This window comes from Streptomyces sp. NPDC005931 (genome assembly GCF_042871235.1).
Taxonomy (GTDB): domain Bacteria; phylum Actinomycetota; class Actinomycetes; order Streptomycetales; family Streptomycetaceae; genus Streptomyces.
Window position 1 is genome coordinate 155,736 of the sequence record NZ_JBIAIG010000003.1, and the last position, 22,097, is coordinate 177,832.

Below are 22,097 nucleotides of genomic sequence, written 5' to 3' on the forward strand. Positions count from 1 at the left end.
CGGCATTCCCATGCGGCTGTACCTGCTCGCCCTGAACCCCACCGACTCGGTCACCGAGGGGTTCCTCCCCGCGGCAGCCCGACTCGGTCTCCACGTCACCGTCCTGACGGACCAGCCCGACTCCCACCGCCGGGCCCACCCGGACCTCGAGATCCTGGAGTGCGACGTACGCGACTTCCGCGCCGTCATCACCAGCATCGCCACCCACCACCGGCCCGACGCGGTGTTCACCAACAGCGACCACCTCCAGACCCAGGCGGCGCTGGCGGCGGAGTACTTCGGCCTGCCCGCCAAGGACTGGCGGGCCGCGCTGCGCGCGAAGGACAAGGCGCACCTGCGCCGCCATCTGGCCCTGACCGGAGCCGACACGGTCTGGTCGACCGAACTCCCGGCCGGGGCGGATGCGTCCGTGCTCGCCGGACTCGACGTGCCCTGTCCGTGTGTGGTCAAGCCGCGCGAGGGCGTCGCCAGCGAGGACGTGGTCCTGGTCGGCGACCCCGACGAACTCCTGCTTCGCTGCAAGGAGATACAGGCCCGGCGGCCCGAAGCGGCGCTGGTCGTCGAGGAGTTCCTGGCCGGCGAGCTGTACACCCTGGAGACGCTGGGCGACGGACGCGTCCGGCACGTCCTGGGCGGATTCCACACCGAGCTGTCGGCGCCGCCGTACTTCGTCGAAGAGCGCCTGACCTTCGTCCCCGCCCATCCCGAGCCGGTCGTCGAGCAGGTGCTCGCCCAACTCGACGCCCTCGGTGTGGGCTTCGGCGCCTGTCACACCGAGTTCGTCGTCCACGAGGGCCGGGCCCGCATCATCGAGGTGAACTACCGGGCCATCGGCGACCAGTGCGACCTGCTGCTCGCCCAGCTCCTCGACATCCCGCTCTTCGAGCACATCCTGCGCACCCACCTCGGGGAGCCGCTTCCCGCGGACCTCGGCGCCCGCACCGACGGCGCCGCCCGCCTGGAGTACCCCTGCGCCGAAGCCGCCGGGACGCTGGTGTCCGCCCCGGGCCCCGTCGACCTCGACGCCGACGGCGTGAAGCTGACCTACCGTCCACTGCGCGGGACCGGCGAGCGCCACGAGCTCTACCACACCAACCGCGACTACCTCGGCGTCCTGCGCGCCACCGGCACCGACCAGTCGACCGTCGACCGGGTCGTCACGGACTTCCTGGCCGCGCAGCGCTGGGAGATCGCCCCATGACGGCACTCGCCGCAACCGCCTCCGACCATGGGGCCGCAAGCGCGGAGCGGGACCTGCTCCTGCGGGTCCTGTCCGCGCTGCTGCGGGAGGACGTCGTCGGGCTGCGCAGTCGGAGTGCCCTCGTCCAGCGGGCGGACGGCCCGTGGCTGCGCCGCACCACGCGGGACGGTGACGCCCTGCTGCTGCCGGTCGCCGAGGACGGCTTCCAGAGCGCGTACGCGGCCCGGCTGCCGCTGCTCGTCCGGGAGGCGGACGGCAGCCGGCTCACCACGCACGACGAGATCGTCGGCGCCCTCAAGGACCTGGCCGAGCCGGTCGACCGGCCCGGATTCGACGCGTACACGGAGGAGTGCCGGCAGACCCTCGCCACCATGCGCCTGCACGAGCGAACCCGCGAGGAGACCGCCGCGCGGCTCACCTCCCGTCACGGGGCCGACCCCGCCCGCTGGGCCGGTTACGCAGGCGGGCTGGCGCACGACACGCTCGCCGCGCGCCTCGATCATCCCGTGTACCCGACGGCGCGTGGTCGCTCGGGCCTGGACGACGAGCAGGTGCGGGCGTACGCACCCGAGTTCCACCCGCGTTTCGCCCTGCACTGGGTCGCCGTGCCGCACGAGTCCGTCACCGTGCCGGGCGGTGCCGATCACCTGCCCGACCGCTGGCCCTCGCCGGCCGAGCTGGGACTGCCGGAGCTCTCCGGAACCCATGTCGCGCTGCCCGTCCACCCGCTCACGACGGGCGCGCCACTGGAGGAGGCGCTGCGGGCGGCCGGCCTGCACGCGCGCGCGGTGCTCGCCCCGCGTGCGCACCTGGAGGTCGTACCGACGCTGTCCATGCGGACCGTCGCCCTGGCCGACGAACCGTCCCTGCACCTCAAGCTGCCGCTGGCCACCGCGACCCTCGGGCTGCGCAACCGGCGCACCATCAAGCCCGGAACGCTCGTGGACGGTGCGGCGGGACAGCGACTCCTCGAAACCGTGATCGCCCGGGAGCCACGGTTCCGTGAAGCGATCCTGCACGCCGACGAGACGGTGTACGCCCACGCCGGGCACGAGCTCCTCGCCGTCCTGTGCCGCCGCTGTCCGGCCGGCCTCGACGACTCCGTCATCGTCCCCATGGCGGCGCTGCTCAGCGAGGCCCCCGGCGGCCGGCTGGTGATCGACCACCTCGCGGACCGGTTCCACGACGGCGACCCGGTGGCCCTGCTCGACGCCGTGCTGACCCTGCTGCTCGACTGGCAGACCACGCTGTTCGGCCATGGCATCGCCCTGGAATCCCACCAGCAGAACATCTCGCTCGTCCTGGACCGGCCGGCGGACGGCAGCAGCCGGCTCCGGCTGCTGCTGAAGGACAACGACGGCCCGCGCATCAACATCCGCCGACTGCGGGACGCCCTGGGCGCCGACACCCCCGACCCGGCCGAGTTCGACGACGCCCGCATCGTCGGTGACGACGACCGGGCCGTCAGCGACCTGTTCACCACCATCACCGTGCACCTGTGCGCGGGCGCCTACGCCTTCGGCCTCGCCCGGCACGGCCGCGCCCCGCTCACGACACTGCTGGCGCTGGTACGCGCCCGGCTCTCCGAGGCCGTCGAGCGGCTGGGAACCGGTCCCGGCGAGCCCGGCGCCGTACTGCGCACGCACCTCCTGGACGCGCCGGAACTGCCCGTCAAGGCCATGGTCACCGCCGGAACGCTGCTGTCCAAGGAGCGGTCGGGCGCCGCCGACATCAACAAGCACTACACCACCGGCCCCAACTACCTGAGGACCGAACGTTGAGTGCCACCGCCGCCCCGCCCAACGGCACCGCCGCAGCCCTCACACCCGCGGCGGGCCCCGTACTCGCCCGCCGGCAAGTGCACGCCGTGGCCGGATGCTACTTCGTGGCGTCCTTCGCCGCCCTCGGCCTGCCGCCCTTCCTCACCGAGATCCTGCCGGAGCTCGGCGACCCCACCGCCCGCTGGGCCGGGGTGCTCTACATCGTCCCGACCGTCTTCGGTGCCGTCGGCGCGCCCTTCTGGGGCCGTCTCGCGGACCGCTACGGCCGCAAGCGGCTGCTGCTGCGCGCCCAGCTCGGTCTCGCCGTGTCGTTCCTGCTCGCAGGCTGGGCCGACTCGATCGCCGCCTTCACCGCCGCGCTCGTCCTCCAGGGCATCCTCGGCGGCACGTTCGCCGCGTCCAACGGGTACCTGGGGGCGGCACTGGAGGGCCCCGCCCTGTCGAAGGCGCTCACCCTCATGCAAGGCGCGGCGCGCGCCGCCCTCGTCTTCGCGCCGATCGTCGTCGGCTCCCTCTCGCCCTGGCTCTCCCCGCACCGCCAGTACGCCCTGCTGGCCGTGCTGCCGCTCACCGCCGCCCTGTTGATCTGTGCGCTGCCGGAGTCGCGGGGCGAGCGCGCCGTGGCGCCGACGGTGCAGGACGCGCCGGAGGAGGACGAGGAGACGGCGGCACCGGAGACGGTCCCGGGGGCGGCATCGGCATCGGCGACGCCTCTGCGGGTCCTCTACGCCCTGGAGTTCGCCTTCGTCTTCTCCACCGTCATCTCCTTCCCGTACCTCGTCGCGCTCATCGAGGAGCGGCTGCCCGGCACCTCCCAGGCGATCTCCGGTGTCCTGTTCGCCCTGCCGCACCTGTGCTATCTGGTCACGGCGATGGCGGTGCACAAGGCGTTCCACCCCCGCCCCCGGCTCGGTCTCGCCCTCGGTTTCCTCTGCATCGCGCTCGGTCTCGCCGGACACGGCGTGGCCGTCTCGCTGCCCGCCCTCACCGCCGTACGTCTCGTGCTCGGAGCCGGACTCACCCTCGGGCTCGTCTGCCTGTCCGTACTGGCCGCCGACTGCGCCAAGGGCCGGGCGCCCGGCGGCCTGTTCGGCTCGCTCGAGTTCTTCTCGAAGGCCGGGGCCGTCGCGGCAGGCATCGCCGCCGCTGTCGGCAACAGCTTCTTCGGACCGGCGGCCCCGGTCCTGACGGGCACCGCCGTGGCCCTGGTCACGATCGTTCCCACCGCTCTGCCCCTTGTGAACCCCCTGCGCACTCGCTGGAGCCGTTGATGTCGCAGCCCCGATCCCAGGGCACCGTCCCCCGCCCCGCCGTCCCCGCCGAACTGCCCGACGCGGACACCATGGTGGCGCACACCCTCCTCAACTGCCTGCTGCGCGAGGTCTCCGGGCCGGAGCACCAGACGGCCGCCAGCGACGGCCACCTCCTGCTGCGCCTGCCCCGCCGCGGCGTGCTGCTGCGCGTGGCGCTGCGCCGCAGGTCCCTGCTCGGCGCGCACCGCTTCACCGGCCCCGTCCACGAACAGCGAGACGGTGAATGGGAGCGCATCGGCTGGCGACGCCTCGCCGAACACGTCCAGGACGAGCTGTCGTTGCGCACCGGGGTGCGCAACGACGAGTTCCTCGGCCAGATCGCCTCCAGCCACCAGGCCGTCACGGCGGCCCTCGCCGCCCGCGCGACCCGCACGGCCAACCAGGACACCTACCTCGCCTCGGAGCAGTCCCTGCTCTTCGGCCACCGATTCCACCCCACCCCCAAGGCCCGCACCGGTGACACCGCCTCCTGGCTCGCGTACGCCCCCGAGGTCGGCGCGTCCTTCCTCCTGCGCCACCTCGCCGTCCGCGAGGGGCTGATCATCGAGGAGACGGCCGAACCGGCGGCCACCGCCCGCCTGGACGGGCTCGTCGACGGCGTACCGGAGGGCTACCGGCTGCTGCCGGTGCACCCGTGGCAGTACGAGTTGCTCAGTGGCCACCCCGCGCTGCGCGCCGCCCTGGACCGCGGCGACATCCTGGACCTCGGGACCGGCGGCGCCCCCTTCGCCGCCACGGCCTCCGTCCGCACCCTCTACGACGGTGACACGTTCCTCAAGTTCAGCCTGAATGTCCGCATCACCAACTGCCTGCGCAAGAACGCCAGTTATGAGCTCACAGGCGCCGTGGCCCTGACCCGCCTCCTCGGGCCCGTCCTCGACGACCTGACCGACCGGTTCCCCGGCAGCGCCATGCTCCGCGAGCCCGCCTACCGCAGCCTCGCCCTGCCCGGCCCCGACGGCACGCCGGACCGGGCCCTGCTCGAGGGCTTCGGCGTGATCGTCCGCGAGGGGCTTGCCGCCCGGCTCCTGCCCGGCACCACCCCGCTCCTCGCCGCCGCCGTCGCCGACGAGTACCCCAGCGGCCCCGGCCACATCTCCCGCCTCCTCGACGGCACGGGCCCCGGCATCGCGCTCGACTGGTGGGCCGCGTACCTGAGGCTCCTCGTCCCGCCCGTCCTGGCCGCCTACTTCGACCACGGCCTGGTGCTGGAGCCCCACCTGCAGAACGTGGTCGTCTGCGTCGACGACGACGGCATGCCCGCCCAGGTGCTCTTCCGTGACCTGGAGGGCACCAAGCTGGTGCCCGAGGTCCACGCCGACACCCTCGCCGCGCTGCCCGCCGCGGTGTCCGGTCCGATGACGTACGACGCCGAGCGCGGCTGGGACCGTGTCGCGTACTGCCTGTTCGTCAATCACATCGCCGAGTTGCTGGCCGCCGTCGCCGATCTGCATCCGGAGACCGAGCACGCTCTGTGGGCCCAGGTCCGCGCCGCCCTCCAGGCGTACGCCGACCGCCACGGCTGCCCGCCCCGGCTCGCGGCGCTCCTCGCCGGCGTCCCGCTGCCCGCCAAGGCCAACCTCCTCACCCGCTGGGAGCGCAAGGCCGACCGCCAGGCCGGCTACGTCCGCCTGCCCTCCCCCTTCGCCGAGGACGTGCTGTCCGAGGCCGCCGACGACTCGTGGAGCCACGCCCGATGACCGCCCCCACCCGCGCGGTGCGCACCCTCGTCCGCGACCTGTCCTCCGACGGCCTGCCCGCCTACGTCTACGACCTGGCGGCGCTGCGCGCACACGCCGGCGCCGTGCGAGCCGCGCTGCCCGAGCGCGTCGAGCTCTACTACGCCGCCAAGGCCAATCCCGAACCGGAGCTGCTGGCCGCGCTCTCGCCGTACGTCGACGGGTACGAGGTGTCGTCGGGCGGCGAACTCGCGCACGTGGGCCGCGCCGTGCCCGGCCGCCCCCTCGCGTTCGGAGGCCCCGGCAAGACCCCGGCCGAGATCACCGCTGCCCTGGACCTCGGAGTGGAACGCTTCCACGTCGAGAGCCTCCACGAGCTGCGCATGCTCGCCGACCTGGCCGCCCGCCGGGCCCCGGAGACGCCCGTCGGCGTCCTCCCGCGCTGCAATCTGCCCCTGTCCGCCGCTTCACTGGAGGGCAGTTCCCTCGCCATGGGCGGCCGACCCACCCCGTTCGGCCTCGACCCCTGCGACGCCGACACCGCCGTCGCCCTGCTGACCGACGGCACGTTCCCGCACCTGCGGTTCCTGGGCGTCCACGCCCACCTGGCCAGCGGCCTGGAGGCGGAGGAGCAGATCGGCGTGGCCGAGTCGGTGGTCGACTGGGCCACCGAACTCGCCTCCCGCCACCGCGTCCGCCTCACCGAGGTCAACGTCGGCGGCGGCATGCACGTCGACTACACGACCCCCGACCGCCGGTACGACTGGGACACCTACGGCAAGGGACTCGCCCGGCTCGTCGAGCACCACCCGGACCTGACCCTGCGCATCGAACCGGGACGAGCGCTCACCGCCTACTGCGGCTGGTACGCCACCGAGGTCCTGGACGTGAAGCGCAGCCACGGCGAGGACTTCGCCGTCGTGCGCGGCGGCACTCACCACCTGCGCACCCCGGCGACCAAGGGCCACGACCAGCCCTGCTCGGTGCTGCCCGTGGACGCCTGGCCCCACCCGTGGCCACGGCCCGCCGCCGGATCCGGCACGGTCACCCTGAGCGGCCAACTGTGCACCCCCAAGGACCTCTTGGCCCGGCAGGTTCCGGTGCCGGGACTGCGGGCGGGCGACAGGGTGGCCTTCAGCCTCGCCGGTGCGTACGCGTGGAACATCTCGCACCACGACTTCCTCATGCACCCCCCGCCCGGGTTCCACTTCCTCGGCTGAGGACCGGAAGGGCGTGCCTCGACACACCGTCGAGGACGGGGCGGACCGGCCAAGAGCGTCGGATGGACGGCCGGTGAGCTGCCGACGAGCAGGCGTGCGGCGACCGTTCTCCGGCAGCGGGGCCTCGCGACACGGCGGACGTCAGGCCGCTGATCGGGCTCGGCCCGAGCGAGCGGCCCGGCACCGTGGCCAGGATGGCCGAAGCCCCGGAGCCGACCGGCTCGGCCCGCCGCCACCCGGGGGATCCGGCTCCGGCCGTCGCGCTCACCGAGTGCGGCGTCAGGGCGTGGAGGAGGCAGTCCTGGACGACGTGCCGGCGGACCCCGGGCCGCGGCCCGTTGACGCGCGCTCCAGGACACGCGGCGCCGGTCCTCGCCTGACGGTGACCGGCAAGGGGCAGATCCTCAGCCGGAGCACCGCCCCGTTCACCGGCCGACCGAGATGATCGGCCAGGGCGCGGCGCACCTCTTCGCCGAGATCGACCAGCCGGACACCAATGTCATCCTGCGAGCGGCCCGGGGCACGCGGAGGGAAACGGCCGTCGTGGCGCTGCCCGCCCATCAGTTCCGGTGTGACGTAACGGATTTCGGGCGCCGCAGGGTTACCGTGGTCTCCGCGGCGGCCACCCGCGGCAGCGCCGCGAGCCGGTCGCCGACGACGGTGCACAGGTCGTCGCCGGTGCGGCGGAGCACGCAGACCGCGGGGCCGACCCTCCGCCGACCGCCGCGGCGAACCGGACGTCGGGCCGCACGGCCACGGCCCGGCCCTTGCCGCCGCGCAGTCTCAAGGCGTGGGTGGGGACCCCGGCGCGGGGGCGGGTTGCCTGGTGGCCGGCGGTGCGGCCGGGGCGACGTCCAGGAGGGCCACGTATGTGCCCAGCACGGCCGCCGCGTCGAGCATGGACACACCGCGGGCGGTGAGCCGTCGCCGCCAGTCGTCGAGGGCGGCGGACAGCGCCTCGGTGCCGCCGGCCGTGCGGACCTGCCGAACCACCGTGCGGATGTGCTCCAGCGGGTAGCCTCCGCGCCGGAGGAGGTGGGTCAGCTCGGCGTCGCGTACGTCCGTGGCGCCGAACGCACGGTGGCCGGTGCCCGGCTCCCGGGCGGGGGTGAGGATGCCCACCGCCTCCCAGTTCCGCAGGGTCGCCGCGGTCACCCCCAGACGGCGCGCGAGTTCGCCGATGCTGAGCGGCTCCCGGCCGGAGGACGTGTGTCCGCCGACACCGGGACCGCGGGTGAGGTGCTCCACCGCCCGTCCCACCGCGTCCAGCGTGCTTCTGTCGCGCAGTAGTTGGGCGTGGCCGCGGTCGACGGCGGTCAGCGCGGCCTCGAGGTCGCCGGCGTTGAGCGACCGCATGATCTCGCCGCCCGTCGCGTGACCGTGGGCCCGGACCAGCGCCAGGTAGGCGCGCAGGGCCGCCGCGTGGATCTCGGTGTAGGTGCGGTAGCCGGACGGGGTGCGCCCGGCGAGCGGGATGAACCCGTCCCGCTCGTAGTTGCGGACCGCCTGGGTCGACAAGCCGTGCTCACGGGCCAGGTCGTGGGGGCGCAGGTACTTCACGGTTTGAGACTTTATCCGTGGAACGCGGCCCAGTTTCCCCATAACTCTCAACCGACTTTGCAGGTCTACGCTTTAGCCCATGAACCGGGACGTTCAGAAACGCGTCACCACGTCGCTCGACGAAGGCGCCCCGCGTCCGACCAACGGGAGGGACACCATGACGGCCGGCCCGGAGACGGACCTCCAGCCCGCTGCGCCGTGTGCAGCCGACAGCCACGATCTGATCCGCGTGCACGGGGCACGTGAGAACAACCTCAAGAACGTGCACGTGGAGATTCCCAAACGGCGGCTGACGGTGTTCACCGGGGTCTCCGGCTCGGGGAAGAGCTCCCTCGTGTTCGACACGATCGCCGCGGAGTCACAACGGCTGATCAACGAGACCTACAGCGCCTTCGTCCAGGGCTTCATGCCCACCCTGGCGCGGCCCGAGGTCGACGCGCTCGACGGGCTGACCACCGCGATCCTGGTCGACCAGCAGCCGATGGGCACCAGCCTCCGCTCCACGGTCGGCACCGCCACCGACGCGGGCACCTTGCTGCGCATCCTCTTCAGCCGGCTCGCCGAGCCGTACATCGGGTCGCAGAAGGCGTTCGCCTTCAACATCGCCTCGGCCGACGCGTCGGGTGTCCTCGTGGTGAACGGCAGGAAGATCGAGAAGGGCTTCAGCGTCGTGGGCGGCATGTGTCTGCGGTGCGAGGGCCTGGGCACCGTCTCGGACATCGATCCCGCCCAGCTCTTCGACGACTCCAGGTCGCTCGCGGACGGCGCGATCACGGTCCCCGGCTGGAAGCCCGACGGGTGGGCGGTGCAGTCGTTCACCGAGTCGGGCCTCCTCGATCCGCACAAGCCGATCCGTGACTACACCGAACGGGAAAGGCACGACTTCCTGCACGGGGGCCCGGTCAAGGTCAGGGTCAAGGGCGTCGGCACCACGTACGAGGGTCTCCTCGCGCGGGTGCGCAAGTCGTTCCTGTCCAAGGACAGGGAGACGCTCCAGCCGCACATCCGTGCCTTCGTGGAACGGGCGGTGGCGTTCTCCGCCTGCCCCGAGTGCCACGGCACCCGGCTCAGCGGGACCGCCCGGTCCGCGAAGATCGACGGCCTCGGCATCGCCGATGCCTGCGCCCTGCAGATCAGCGACCTCGCGGACTGGATCCGCTCCCTGACCGACCCGTCGGTCACCACGCTGCTCGCGGTGCTCGGCCAGACCCTCGACTCGTTCGTCCGGATCGGCCTGGGCTACCTCTCGCTCGACCGGTCCTCGAGCACGCTCTCGGGCGGTGAGGCCCAGCGCGTCAGGATGGTCCGCCACCTGGGCTCCGCGCTCACCGACGTCACCTACGTCTTCGACGAGCCCACCGCCGGGCTGCACCCGCACGACATCCAGCGGATGAACGACCTGCTGCTGCGCCTGCGCGACAAGGGCAACACCGTACTGGTCGTGGAGCACAGGCCGGAGACGATCACGATCGCCGACCACGTCGTCGACCTCGGACCGCACGCGGGTACCGAGGGCGGTGAGGTTGTCTTCGAGGGCACCGTCGAGGGGCTGCGGGCCGCGGGCACCGTCACCGGACGGCACCTGGACGACCGGGCCGCGCTGAAGCCGTCCGTGCGCGAGAGGTCAGGCGCGCTGGAGGTGCGCGGCGCCGACGCCCACAACCTGCGCAACGTCGACGTGGACATCCCGCTCGGCGTGCTCACCGTGGTCACCGGGGTCGCGGGCTCCGGCAAGAGTTCCCTGATCCACGGCTCGGTGGCGGGCCGCGACGGCGTCGTCACGGTGGACCAGTCGCCCATCAAGGGCTCCCGGCGCAGCAACCCGGCCACCTGCACGGGCATGCTCGAGCCGATCCGCAAGGCGTTCGCCAGGGCCAACGGGGTCAAGCCCGCCCTGTTCAGCCCCAACTCCGAGGGTGCCTGCCCCACGTGCAAGGGCGCCGGTGTGCTCTACACCGACCTGGCGATCATGGCCGGCGTCGCCACCACGTGCGAGGAGTGCGAGGGCAGGCGGTTCCAGGGCTCCGTGCTCCGGTACCGGCTCGGCGGCCGGGACATCAGCGAGGTGTTCGCGATGCCGGTGTCCGAGGCGGCCGAGTTCTTCCGGCGCGGGGACGCACGGACGCCGGCCGCGTGTGCCGTCCTCGACCGGCTCGCCGAGGTCGGCCTGGGCTACCTGAGCCTCGGCCAGCCGCTCACCACCCTCTCCGGCGGCGAGCGGCAACGGCTGAAGCTCGCCGGCCACATGGCCGGAACGGGCAGCGTCTACGTCCTCGACGAGCCGACCAGCGGCCTGCACCTGGCCGACGTCGAGCAACTGCTCGCCCTGCTCGACCGGTTGGTGGACGCCGGCAGGACGGTCATCGTCGTGGAGCACCACCAGGCGGTCATGGCGCACGCCGACTGGATCATCGACCTCGGCCCCGGCGCCGGCCACGACGGCGGCCGGATCGTCTTCGAGGGCACACCCGCCGATCTCGTCGCCGCGCGCTCCACCCTCACGGGCGAGCACCTCGCCCAGTACGTCGGCGCTTGACACGACGCGGCCATGGGCCCGCCCCCGCCCGGTGACGACTGCGCCGGTGCCGAGGTCGTCTGTGCGGCGGCCCGGGACGACCGTCACCAGGCCGGCGCGGGGCTTGGCCAGATCCTCGTAGGGGGTGCCGATCACGTTGTCGGCGAGTCCGTCCCGGTTGAGGTCGGCCACGGCGAGGGAGCCACCGAAGGCGTCGCCCTGCTCGCTCGCGCCGGGGACTCCGCTGGTGTTCTGGGTGATCCGTATGGGCGCGGCGTTGCTCGGGATGCCGGTCGCCGTGCCGAACCAGACCAGGACGCGACCGGGCGCCGCCCGTGGCCGGCCCGTGCCCGCGCCGAGAGACGACCTCGCCCCTGCCGTCGCAGGCGCACGACGGTCCGGTTCACCTCTTCCGGCCGCACCCTTCCCTGGCGCGGCGGCGATCAACGCGAGCCGACGGCACGTCCGCTGACGCCCGTTCAGCCTGCTTCTGCCGGCCCCGCGGACGCCCCGCCCGGTCGAGGCACGGTCACGGTGCGCCCGCTCGCCGGGGCCGCCCCGACGCGTGCGGCGTGGGGTGCGCTTGGCCGGACGCTACGGTCCCACGTGCCCCACGAGCACCTCGGCCGCGGCGATGCCCGACACGCGCGTGGCCCCGTGGGTGGCCAGGTAGACGGCACCGGGGCGCGAGCCCGCGGGCACGCCCATCTCGACGACCAGGGCGTCGGGCCGCCGGCGCACCAGGCCGGCCAGGGCCCTGGTCATCCAGCCGTGGCGGGCCGCGTCCCGGACGACCACGACGAGCGGGCGGCCCGCCGCCGGGGCCAGCGCCAGGCGGTCGAGGACCTGGTCGCCGCCCTGGAGCTCGCCCTCGCCGATGCGCACGGAGGTCGTGCCGGGGCGCAGCTCCTTCAGCGGTTCCGCCACGCCCCACGGGGTGCCGCGGTCGACGGCGACGGCGGTGCCGGGGGACAGCTCCACCACGTGGGCGGTGCCGGTGAGCGGGAACTCGGCGTCCGTGTCCGGCTTGTGGTGGACGCGCACGGCCCGCCGCGCCGCGGTCAGGCCGATGCCCGCGGTGTCGTCCGGCACGGCCGCGTCGTGCCGCAGCCCGGCCGACCACGCGGCGAACCCCCGTACGCGCTCGGCGGCCCGGGCGAGCCGCTGCTCCGGCAGCCGCCCGTCCAGCACGGCCCGCACCAGGGCGGCCGCCGACCGGGCCGTGGTCTGTTCGTCGGCGTCCTCGCCGCCGAGACGGACGGTGTCCGCGCCCGCCGCGACCGCGCGTACGGCGGTGCCCGTCGGACCGTGGCGGCCGGCGACGGCGCTCGCCCCGATGGCGTCGGTCACGATGAGGCCGGTGAAACCGAGTTCGGCGCGCAGCAGGTCCTGGAGGACCGGACGGCTCAGGGTCGCCGGCCACCGCTCGTCGTAGGCCGGGACGAGCAGGTGCGCCGCCAAGACGGCGCGCACACCGGCCTCCATCGCGGCGATGAACGGGGGCAGCGCGGTCAGGGCGAGGGTGCCGGCGGGCGTCGCGACGTGCGGCAGCCCGAGAGGGGAGCCGACGACGGTGTCACCGTGGCCCGGGAAGTGCTTGGCGCAGGCCGCCACGCCGGCGGACTGGAGGCCGCGCACCCAGGCGGCGGCGTGCCGGGAGACCACGTCGGTGCGCGAGCCGAACGAGCGGACGCCGACGACCGGGTTCAGCGGGTTGGTGTTGACGTCAGCGCTGGGCGCGTACGTCAGGGAGATGCCGAGGGAGCGCAGCTCCCGGCCGACGTCCCGGGCGACCCGCTCGGTGAGGTCGATGTCGTCGACGGCGCCCAGGGCGAGATTGCCCGGGCGGGACGCCCCGGTGCGGGCCTCGATGCGGGTGACGTCACCCGCCTCCTCGTCGACGGCGACGACGAGGTCGGGATTCTCGGCGCGCAGCGCGGCACCGAGCGCCGCCACCTGCTCGGGGTCGTGGATGTTGCGCCCGGACAGGACGACGGAGGAGAGCCCCTCGGCGATCCGGCGGCGCACCCAGTCCGGGACGGTGGTTCCGGCGAAGCCCGGCTGGAGCACCGCGTGCGCCCACCGCGTCAGGCGCGGGTGGCCGCGCTCAGCCATGCGGGACCTCCGAGGGACCGGGGGAGGGTCATTGGTTCAGACCAATTATGGGTCTGGGTCATTGACGCGTGTCAAGGAACGCCCGGTGAACCTCGCCCGCGACGGCCCGCCGCCGGGGCGCCGGAGTCAGGGCACCGGCCGGGTCAGGGTGGCCGTGAACCGGTAGCGCGACCCCCGGTACACCGAGCGGACCCACTCCACCGGCATCCCCCTCTCGTCGCGCGAGTGCCGGGACAGCAGCAGCATCGGCAGGCCGACGTCGGTGCCGAGCAGTGCGGCCTCGCGCGGGGTCGCCGGGGAGGTCTCGATGGTCTCGTCGGCCTCCGCCGGCCGCACTCCGTACACCTCGGCGAGGGTCGTGTACAGCGAGGTGTACCGGGCGAGGTTGCGGCGCAGGCCCGGGAAGCGGGCGGCGGACAGGTGGGTCGCCTCGATCGCCATCGGCTCCCCGCCCGCCAGCCGCAGCCGCTCGATCCGCAGCACCCGGTCACCCGGCTCCACCCCGAGCAGGGCCGCCAGTTCCTCCTCGGCCGCCACGTACCCGATGTCGAGCACCTGGGACGCGGGGTGGAGGCCCTGGGCCTCCATGTCCTCCGTGTACGAGGTCAGTTGAAGGGTGCGGTACACCTTCGGGCGGGCCACGAACGTGCCCTTGCCCTGGATCCGGTCCAGCCGCCCCTCGCCCACGAGCTCCTGGAGGGCCTTGCGGACGGTGGTGCGGGAGGTGCGGAACTCCACGGCGAGCAGCCGCTCGGCCGGCATCGGCGAGCCCGGCGCCCGCGCCTCGGTCATCTGCAGTAACCGCTGCTTGATCCGGTAGTACTTCGGGACGCGACCGGTGCGGCCCGGCGCCCCCGCGTGGGCCTGGGCGCTGCTGACGTCCGTGCTCATGACCTGCCTTCCGGCTGCGGTTCCGGCGTGCGGCCGGCAGGTGCCGGCCGCGGTGCACGTCGGCGGACGGCCGGGTTCGGCGCCGCACGCTCGGCGATCCCGTTATAACCGCGCGTCCTCTTTTGGTCTAGTCCAACCTTCGACACGTCCGTGTTTGGGTGGAGTTCTGTGCCCGGGTGGTGGTGTCCGACCCGTTACCTGCCGGGGAGGCGACGACCCTTGACAGGGCCATAGGTCTAGGCCAAGCTCCCCTTGCTGGTCTAAACCATTTAGCGGAAGCCGGGTCCCAGCCCGCCGAGCTGTTGCGCCGTTGTGAGGGTCACCGCCGAGGGCGTGGGTGTGCAAGGCATTCCTGAGGAGGGGTGGCGCGTGAAGCGCAAGCTGATAGCCGCGATCGGGGTCGCGGGCATGTTGTTCTCCGTCGCCGCGTGCGGCGGCGACGACGGTGACGACGGCAAGAAGACCGGCGCGGACGGTTACGCCGGCGAGACGCTCACCGTGTGGGTGATGGACGGCTCGTCGCCGGACCAGTGGCAGAAGGACCTCGCCGCCGAGTTCGAGAAGAAGACCAAGGCGAAGGTCACGTTCGAGGTCCAGCAGTGGAACGGCATCCAGCAGAAGCTGACCACCGCGCTGTCCGAGGAGAACCCGCCGGACGTCTTCGAGATCGGCAACACCCAGACCCCGGCCTACGCCAAGACCGGCGGCCTGGCCGACCTCGCCGACCTCAAGTCCGAGATCGGCGGCGACTGGACCGAGTCGCTCAACGAGTCGTCCCTCTTCGAGGGCAAGCAGTACGCGGCGCCCTGGTACTTCGCCAACCGCGTCGTCCTCTACAACAAGAAGGTCTGGGCGGACGCCGGCCTCAAGGACACGCCGAAGACCCGCGACGAGTTCTACGACGCGCTCAAGACGATCGGTGAGAAGACCGACGCCGAGCCGATCTACCTGCCCGGCCAGAACTGGTACCACTTCGTCGGCCTGGTGATCGGCGAAGGGGGCGAGCTGGTCAAGAAGGACGGTGACACGTACGTCTCCAACCTCGACGACCCGAAGGTCGCCGCCGCCGCGGAGACCTACAAGAAGTTCCAGGCGCTGTCCAAGGCGCCCAAGGACAAGGACGAGGCCACCCCGCAGCAGGGCGAGGTCTTCGCCAAGGGCAGGACCGGCGCGTTCATCGGCATGGGCTGGGAAGCCGGCATCGCGATCAAGGCCAATCCGAAGATCGAGAAGGAGATCGGCTACTTCACCATCCCGGGTGAGACCGCCGACAAGCCCGAGGGCGTCTTCCTGGGCGGCTCCAACCTCGCGGTCGCCGCGGGCAGCAAGAAGCAGGACCTCGCCAAGGAGTTCCTGAAGATCGCGCTGTCCGACAGGTTCGAGGGCCAGCTCGCCAAGCTCAACGGCGTCATCCCCAACAAGGAGTCGCTGCAGAGCAACCTCAAGGGCAACGCCCCCGCCGAGGCCGCCGCGCCGGCCGCCGCCGTCGGCGGCACCACGCCGCTGATCCCCGAGTGGGCCGCGGTCGAGAACGCCCCCAACCCGATCAAGACGTACCTGACCGCCGTGCTGAACGGCAAGTCCCCGGCCGACGCCGCGAAGCAGGTCGAGGGCGAGTTCAACAAGCGCCTGGCGCAGCAGCAGTAGAAGCGCAAGCACTCCGACCGGAGCGGGGACCGGCCCAACGACGGTCCCCGCCCCGGCGTTGAACAGGCCGAGAAGAGAGATCGCGAGCATGACCGTGCAGACCGAACGGCCGCCCTCCGGCCCGGCGGACGTCCGCAAGAAGGACGACGGGGGATCCGGCAGGCCCACACAGCGAGCCGCGTCGCGCGCCGGCGCGCTCGCCCCGTACCTGTTGCTGCTGCCCGCCTGCGCGGCCACCGTGCTGCTGCTCGGCTGGCCGCTGCTGAAGGACGTGCTGCTGTCGTTCCAGAACCTCAACATGGCGCAGCTGATCCAGCACGTCACCGAGTGGAACGGCATCGACAACTACAAGGAGGTCCTCACCGGCGAGGACTTCTGGCGGGTCACCCTGCGCTCCATCCTGTTCACGGCGGTCAACGTCGCCCTGACCATGGTCCTCGGCGCACTTACCGGCCTGCTGCTCGCCCGCCTCGGCAAGCGCATGCGGTTCACGCTGCTGATCGGCCTGGTGCTGGCCTGGGCCATGCCCGTCGTGGCCGCCACCACCGTCTACCAGTGGCTGTTCGCCCAGCGCTTCGGTGTGGTCAACTGGGTCCTGGACAAGCTCGGCTGGCACTCCATGGCCGACCACAGCTGGACCAGCAGCCAGATGTCGACGTTCTTCGTCGTCACCCTGCTGATCGTCTGGATGTCCATCCCGTTCGTCGCGATCAACCTCTACGCGGCGACCACCACCATCCCCGGCGAACTGTACGAGGCCGCCGCCCTCGACGGCGCCGGCGCCTGGCGGAGCTTCACCACGGTCACCCTGCCGGTCCTGCGGCCGTTCCTCTACGCCACGACGTTCCTGGAGATCATCTGGATCTTCAAGGCGTTCGTCCAGGTCTTCACCTTCAACGGCGGCGGCCCCGACCGGCTCACCGAGATCCTGCCCGTCTACGCCTACATCGAGGGCGTCGGCAACCAGCACTACGGGATGGGCGCGGCGATCGCCGTACTGACCGTCCTGATCATGCTCGGACTGACCGCCTACTACCTCAGGATCGTGCTCAAGCAAGAGGAGGACGAGCTGTGAAACGCTCGCTCTTCGGCCGCCTGTGGCCCAACGTCACGGCCGCCGTCCTGTTCGTCGTCTTCGTCTTCCCGGTGTACTGGATGTTCGCCACGGCGTTCAAACCGACCGGCGACATCATCTCGGAGACCCCCGTCTGGTTCCCGACCGAGGTCACGTTCGAGCACTTCAGGACGGCGACCGACGCCGACCACTTCTGGACGTACGTCCGCAACTCGCTGACCGTCACCGTCCTGGCTGTCGTCTTCTCCCTGATCATCGCGCTGGCCGGCTCCTTCGCCCTGGCCCGCATGCGGTTCAGGGGACGGCGCGGCTTCGTCATCGGCTTCATGCTCGCCCAGATGGCGCCCTGGGAGGTCATGGTCATCGCGATCTACATGATCGTGCGGGACGCCTCGATGCTGAACAGCCTGGTGCCCCTCACCGCCTTCTACATGATGATGATCCTGCCCTTCACCGTCCTGACGCTGCGCGGCTTCGTCGCCGCCGTGCCGAAGGAACTGGAGGAGTCGGCGATGGTCGACGGCTGCACCCGCGCCCAGGCGTTCCGCCGGGTCATCCTGCCGCTGCTCGCACCGGGCCTGATGTCCACCTCGATGTTCGGCTTCATCACCGCCTGGAACGAGTTCCCGCTCGTGCTGGTGCTCAACAAGGACGCCGAGGCGCAGACCCTGCCCCTGTGGCTCTCCAGCTTCCAGACCCAGTTCGGCAACGACTGGGGCGCGACCATGGCCGCCTCCTCCCTGTTCGCCGTGCCCATCCTGATCCTCTTCGTCTTCCTGCAGCGCAGGGCCGTCAGCGGCCTCACCGCGGGCGCCGTGAAGGGATAACGCCACCCGATGACGACATTCACCACCGGCACCGACACCCTCACCCGGGACGCGCTCGCCGTACTCCAGCCGGGCTTCGCCGGCACCACCGCGCCGGACTGGGTGCTGCGCAGGCTCGGCGAGGGTCTCGCCTCCGTCGCCCTGTTCGGTCGCAACGTCACCGACGCGGAGCAGGTCACCGCGCTCACCGCGCGGTTGCGGGCCGAGCGGGACGACCTCCTGGTCGCCATCGACGAGGAGAGCGGTGACGTCACCCGCCTCGAAGTCCGTACGGGCTCCTCCTTCCCCGGCAACCACGCGCTCGGCGCCGTCGACGACACCGGCCTCACCCGGGGCGTCGCCCGCGAACTGGGCCGACGCCTCGCCGAGTGCGGGGTCAACCTCAACTGGGCCCCGTCGGCCGACGTCAACGCCAACCCCGACAACCCGGTGATCGGCGTGCGCTCCTTCGGCCGCGACACCGACCTGGTGGCCCGGCACACCGCCGCCTACGTCGAGGGCCTGCAGTCCACCGGCGTCGCCGCCTGCACCAAGCACTTCCCCGGGCACGGCGACACCAGCGTCGACTCCCACCACGCGCTCCCGCACATCGACCTGGACGCCACGACGCTGCACGAGCGCGAACTCCGGCCGTTCCGGGCCGCGATGGCGGCCGGCACCCGCGCCGTCATGAGTGCGCACATCCGGGTGCCGGTCCTCGACCCGGACCGCCCGGCCACGCTCTCCCGGCGCATCCTCACCGACCTGCTGCGCGGCGAACTCGGCTACCAGGGACTGATCGTCACCGACGGCATGGAGATGCGGGCCGTCTCCGGCACCTACGGCCTGGAGCAGGGCGTCGTCCTCGCCATCGCCGCCGGCGCCGACGCGATCTGCGTGGGCGGCGGACTGTGCGACGAGGGCACCGTGCTCGGTCTGCGGGACGCGCTCGTGAACGCCGTGCGCTCCGGCGGGCTCGCCGAGGAGCGCCTGGCCGACGCCGCGGCCCGGGTGCGCGACCTGGCCGACTGGGCCGCGCAGGCGCGGCACGCCCCCGAGACGGCGTACGAGCCCGACCCGGACATCGGCCTGACGGCGGCCCGCCGGGCGGTGACCGTCACCCGTGCCGGTGCCACCGCGCCGGTGACCGGACCGGTGTACGTGGCCACGTTCAACCCCGTCGCCAACATCGCCGTCGGCGACGAGACGCCCTGGGGCGTCGGCACGGAACTGGAGCGGCTCCTGCCCGGTACCGTGACCGGCTGCTTCTCCGGCCCCGACGCGGGCGCCGAGGCATTGCGGGCGGCGGGCGGGCGCCGCATCGTCGCCGTGGTCCGCGACGAACACCGGCACCCGTGGATGCGCACGGCCCTGGACCTCCTCCTCGGCGCGGACCCCGACACCGTTGTCGTCGAGATGGGCGTCCCCCAGTCCGCTCCCCGGGGCGCCCTCCACATCGCCACCCACGGCGCCGCCCGGGTCTGCGGCGTCGCGGCGGCGGAGGCGGTCGTCGCGGGCTGACGGCACCGCCGTGCGGCAGGGCTGCCGCCACGCGACCCGACGGCCCGTCCGGCCGTCCGGCCCGCCGGGCCGTCGGTCGTCCGGGCCGTCGGTCGTCCGTGAGCGGGCGGCCGTCGACCGGGTGGGGCCGCCGGGCCACGGCCGGGCGGGCCGGTTGCCGGTGACCGGTCGTCGGGCCGGGGCGACCGGCCGGTCGGCTCCTCGGCCAACCCACTGACCCACCCCGGGCTACCCACCCGCCGCAGCCGGGACCGGGACGCCGCAGCGGCCGCGGGGCGCGCCCGGGGAGCGTGCGGTCGGCCCACCCGTCAGGGATGGGGCTTCCTGCCCTCCGCCAGCATGGCGACGTACTTCTCGATGCGCGCGGCGCGGGTCTGCGGTCGCTTCGCCTCCTGGACGCGGTACAGGATCGCGTAGCGGTTGCGGCTGTCGAGGGCGGCGAAGAGGTCGCGGGCCCGGGGCGCGGCGTCCAGGGCCGCACGCAGGTCGTCGGGCACCGTCGCCGTGCTCTGGGCGGGGTACGCCGCCTCCCAGCGGCCGTCCGCCCGCGCCCGCTCCACCTCCCGCAGACCGTGCTCCCGCATGCGGCCCTGCTCGATCAGCGCGGTGGCCTTGCGCCGGTTGATCTCCGACCACCTGCTGCCCGGCCGGCGCGGCGTGAACCGTTGCAGCCAGTGCGTGTCGTCCAGCGTCCGTTTCTGCCCGTCGATCCAGCCGAAGCACAGCGCCGAGTCCAGAGCCGTGGCGTAGTCCGGCCCCGACGCGCCGGAACCCCTGCGGGGGATCCGCAGCCACGCTCCCGTGGCGGCGTCGTGGTGCTCCTCCAGCCACTCCTCCCACTCCCGCTGCGTACCGAGGGCGAGGACCGGATCCCCGGTGCCGTGCGATCCACCAGCCATGAACCCATCGAAGCCGACCCCCGCACCCCGGTCAACGGCGGCCCCGCCGCAGGCCCCGCGCACGCCGTGCCGGAATGGCGGAGCGTGTCGTTGTTGGGCCGAACGGGTGACCATGCGTAAGAATTGCCCGATGCACACAGCCAGCGCGACCCAGGACGGAGCATGCCGGTGAACAGCCACGATGTCACCGACGAACAGTGGGAGGGGCTCGCCCAGGTCGTTCCGCTACGGGGCCGCGACGCCTGGCCGTCGTCGGTCGGCCACCGGTCGCTGCCCGAGGCCGAGACCGAGGCGCGACGCCGCTTCGTCGTACTGCGCGTGAACGTGTTCGCGGACGCCCGCGACGTCGCGGAGACGCTGATGGCGGGGATCCCCGTCCTGCTCGACCTGACCGGCGCGGAGACCGAGGTCGCCAAGCGGGTACTGGACTTCAGCACCGGAGTCGTCTTCGGCCTGGCGAGCGGGATGCACCGCGTCGACCGGAACGTCTTCCTGCTGACGCCCGCCGGCACGGAGGTGACCGGGCTGATGGAGGGGATCGGAGTCCCCGGAGTGTGACGCCCGCGTAGCCCGATCGTAGGAAGGCCGCTCGAGCGGAACGGTTCGCCCCGCACAGGGCCCCTACCGTCCCGCACATGAGCCTCCCCTCCCCGCGCCCCGGCACCGCCCGGTCCGTCCGGCTCGTCCCGGAGCCCCACCAGCCGGTCACGGACCCCGACGGGCCGGACGGCGCCCAGGGGCACCCCGACCGGCCGTGCGTCACCGAGCTGCTGCTGTCCGCCTTCGCCGGCCACCGCAACGCCGCTGTGCCGCTCGGTCCGTTCACCCTCCTGACCGGCCCCAGCGGCAGCGGCAAGAGCACCGCGCTGCGGGCCTACGAGGCGCTGTCCCGGCTGGCCGGCGGGACCGCGCTCGCCGAGGTGTTCCCCGACCCGGACGCCTGTGTGCCGGCCCGGGCCCGGCCCGACGCCCAGCGCCGCCGCGGCTTCCGGATCGGCTGCACGGCCGACGGCCCCGAGGGCCCGGTCCGGCTGGAGGTTGCCGTGCAGGCCGAACCCGACCTGCGGATCGTGGGGGAGCGGCTGACGGCGGGCGGCCTCGTCCTGCTGGAGACCGCGCTGCGCGACCCCGGGCGGCGCGTCGTGCAGGCCGCCTGGCACACGGCCGGGACGACACCGGTCACCCGCGGGCCGCTCCCGGACGACCGGCTCGGCACGGCCCTGTTGCCGCTGCGTGTCGCCGGCCGGACGCCCGGCCAGCGCAGGGTGCTCGCCGCCGCCGAGCAGATGGTGCTCGCCCTGCGCTCCGTCTTCGCCTGCGACCCCCGGCCCGAAGGCATGCGCGCCCCCGTGCCGGCCGGCACCGGGCGGCTGCTCGGCGGCTGCGACAACCTCGCCGACGTGCTGTGGCGCACCCGCACCGAGTGCGCACGCCGGCACGGACTGCTGGTGGCCGCGGCGGGGGCCGGCTGCGCCGGACCGGTCGCCGACGTGCTCGCCGAGCCGTGCCACGACGCCGGGCGGATCCGCGCCGTACTCGACCGCGGCGACGGCACCCGTACGGAGCTCGGGCGGCTCGGCGACGGGGAGTTGCGGTACCTCGCCCTGGCGCTGGTGCTGCTCACCGGGCCCGGCGTGCTGGAGGTGGACGCGCCCGGTGAGGTCCCCGCGGCGCTCCAGACCCTCACGGTGCTCGCCGACGGCCTCGACCGCTCCCTGGACGCGCGCCAGCGCGCGGAACTGCTGCGGCTGGCGGCGCGGATGTGCGAGCGCGGGCACATCCGCGCCGTCGGGACGGTGAGTGACGCGTCCTGGGCTGCGGGGGTGCCCGGAGTGGCGGTGGTGCGCCTGGGTGGTACACCTGGACCGTGACCG

16 protein-coding genes and 1 pseudogene are annotated in these 22,097 nt (G+C 73.2%); 12 read left to right on the forward strand and 5 right to left on the reverse strand.

Features of this window, described 5'->3' with window-relative positions:
• The first annotated feature begins 10 nt into the window (after positions 1-10).
• The 5 genes from ACFYOV_RS08375 to ACFYOV_RS08395 all read left to right on the forward strand — a co-directional run bounded on the left by ACFYOV_RS08375 (position 11) and on the right by ACFYOV_RS08395 (position 7,194).
• On the forward strand, positions 11-1,201 hold the full coding sequence (locus ACFYOV_RS08375) for an acetyl-CoA carboxylase biotin carboxylase subunit family protein (RefSeq protein WP_389084442.1): 1,191 nt from the start codon (positions 11-13) through the stop codon (positions 1,199-1,201).
• Positions 1,198-2,982, forward strand: coding sequence for an IucA/IucC family protein (locus ACFYOV_RS08380; RefSeq protein ID WP_389084444.1), 1,785 nt, complete (start codon positions 1,198-1,200; stop codon positions 2,980-2,982). The genes ACFYOV_RS08375 and ACFYOV_RS08380 overlap by 4 nt, the downstream gene beginning before the upstream one ends.
• Before the next feature lie 77 nt (positions 2,983-3,059).
• Positions 3,060-4,253 carry an MFS transporter gene (locus ACFYOV_RS08385; protein WP_389085588.1) on the forward strand — a complete coding sequence of 398 codons (1,194 nt, stop codon included), beginning with the start codon at positions 3,060-3,062 and terminating at the stop codon, positions 4,251-4,253.
• A complete protein-coding gene (locus ACFYOV_RS08390) occupies positions 4,253-5,995 on the forward strand; it encodes an IucA/IucC family protein (RefSeq protein WP_389084447.1) in 1,743 nt (580 codons plus the stop codon). The genes ACFYOV_RS08385 and ACFYOV_RS08390 overlap by 1 nt, the downstream gene beginning before the upstream one ends.
• Positions 5,992-7,194, forward strand: a complete 1,203-nt coding sequence (locus tag ACFYOV_RS08395; RefSeq protein WP_389084449.1) for a type III PLP-dependent enzyme — start codon at positions 5,992-5,994, stop codon at positions 7,192-7,194. Before ACFYOV_RS08390 ends, ACFYOV_RS08395 begins: the two co-directional genes overlap by 4 nt.
• Positions 7,195-7,977: 783 nt before the next feature.
• Here ACFYOV_RS08395 and ACFYOV_RS08400 read toward each other — a convergent pair.
• Positions 7,978-8,754, reverse strand: a complete 777-nt coding sequence (locus ACFYOV_RS08400) for a TioE family transcriptional regulator (RefSeq protein ID WP_389084453.1) — start codon at positions 8,752-8,754, stop codon at positions 7,978-7,980.
• Between the two features lie 157 nt (positions 8,755-8,911).
• Here ACFYOV_RS08400 and ACFYOV_RS08405 point away from each other — a divergent pair, with 157 nt between their 5' ends.
• Positions 8,912-11,290 (forward strand): ATP-binding cassette domain-containing protein, encoded by a 2,379-nt coding sequence (locus ACFYOV_RS08405; RefSeq protein ID WP_389085591.1) that lies wholly within the window; start codon positions 8,912-8,914, stop codon positions 11,288-11,290.
• An 87-nt stretch (positions 11,291-11,377) separates the two neighbouring features.
• Here the strand turns inward: ACFYOV_RS08405 and ACFYOV_RS08410 are convergent.
• From ACFYOV_RS08410 to ACFYOV_RS08420, 3 genes and pseudogenes are all read right to left on the reverse strand, one after another.
• Positions 11,378-11,716, reverse strand: a pseudogene (locus ACFYOV_RS08410) (FG-GAP repeat protein); the annotation flags it as partial.
• Positions 11,717-11,863: 147 nt separating this feature from the next.
• Positions 11,864-13,384: a glycoside hydrolase family 3 protein gene (locus tag ACFYOV_RS08415; RefSeq protein ID WP_389084455.1), complete on the reverse strand. Its 1,521-nt coding sequence runs from the start codon at positions 13,382-13,384 to the stop codon at positions 11,864-11,866.
• A 126-nt stretch (positions 13,385-13,510) separates the two neighbouring features.
• Positions 13,511-14,275, reverse strand: a complete 765-nt coding sequence (locus ACFYOV_RS08420) for a GntR family transcriptional regulator (RefSeq protein WP_389084457.1) — start codon at positions 14,273-14,275, stop codon at positions 13,511-13,513.
• Between the two features lie 369 nt (positions 14,276-14,644).
• Between ACFYOV_RS08420 and ACFYOV_RS08425 the strand changes: the two genes are divergently transcribed.
• The 4 genes from ACFYOV_RS08425 to ACFYOV_RS08440 all read left to right on the forward strand — a co-directional run bounded on the left by ACFYOV_RS08425 (position 14,645) and on the right by ACFYOV_RS08440 (position 19,324).
• Positions 14,645-15,922: an extracellular solute-binding protein gene (locus tag ACFYOV_RS08425; protein WP_389084460.1), complete on the forward strand. Its 1,278-nt coding sequence runs from the start codon at positions 14,645-14,647 to the stop codon at positions 15,920-15,922.
• A gap of 88 nt (positions 15,923-16,010) precedes the next feature.
• Positions 16,011-16,997, forward strand: a complete 987-nt coding sequence (locus ACFYOV_RS08430) for a carbohydrate ABC transporter permease (protein ID WP_389084462.1) — start codon at positions 16,011-16,013, stop codon at positions 16,995-16,997.
• Complete coding sequence (locus ACFYOV_RS08435) at positions 16,994-17,824, forward strand: carbohydrate ABC transporter permease (protein ID WP_389084465.1); 831 nt, start codon at positions 16,994-16,996, stop codon at positions 17,822-17,824. Before ACFYOV_RS08430 ends, ACFYOV_RS08435 begins: the two co-directional genes overlap by 4 nt.
• A 9-nt stretch (positions 17,825-17,833) precedes the next feature.
• Complete coding sequence (locus tag ACFYOV_RS08440; protein ID WP_389084467.1) at positions 17,834-19,324, forward strand: glycoside hydrolase family 3 protein; 1,491 nt, start codon at positions 17,834-17,836, stop codon at positions 19,322-19,324.
• Positions 19,325-19,632: 308 nt separating this feature from the next.
• On the opposite strand, the gene ACFYOV_RS08445 is transcribed toward ACFYOV_RS08440, so the two are convergent.
• Positions 19,633-20,223, reverse strand: coding sequence for a YdeI family protein (locus ACFYOV_RS08445; RefSeq protein ID WP_389084470.1), 591 nt, complete (start codon positions 20,221-20,223; stop codon positions 19,633-19,635).
• Positions 20,224-20,385: 162 nt separating this feature from the next.
• On the opposite strand from ACFYOV_RS08445, the gene ACFYOV_RS08450 reads away from it, so the two are divergent.
• Together ACFYOV_RS08450 and ACFYOV_RS08455 are read left to right on the forward strand one after the other, a co-directional pair.
• Complete coding sequence (locus ACFYOV_RS08450; protein WP_389084472.1) at positions 20,386-20,781, forward strand: cell division protein SepF; 396 nt, start codon at positions 20,386-20,388, stop codon at positions 20,779-20,781.
• 77 nt (positions 20,782-20,858) lie between these two features.
• A complete protein-coding gene (locus tag ACFYOV_RS08455) occupies positions 20,859-22,094 on the forward strand; it encodes an ATP-binding protein (RefSeq protein WP_389084474.1) in 1,236 nt (411 codons plus the stop codon).
• Positions 22,095-22,097: the final 3 nt, after the last annotated feature.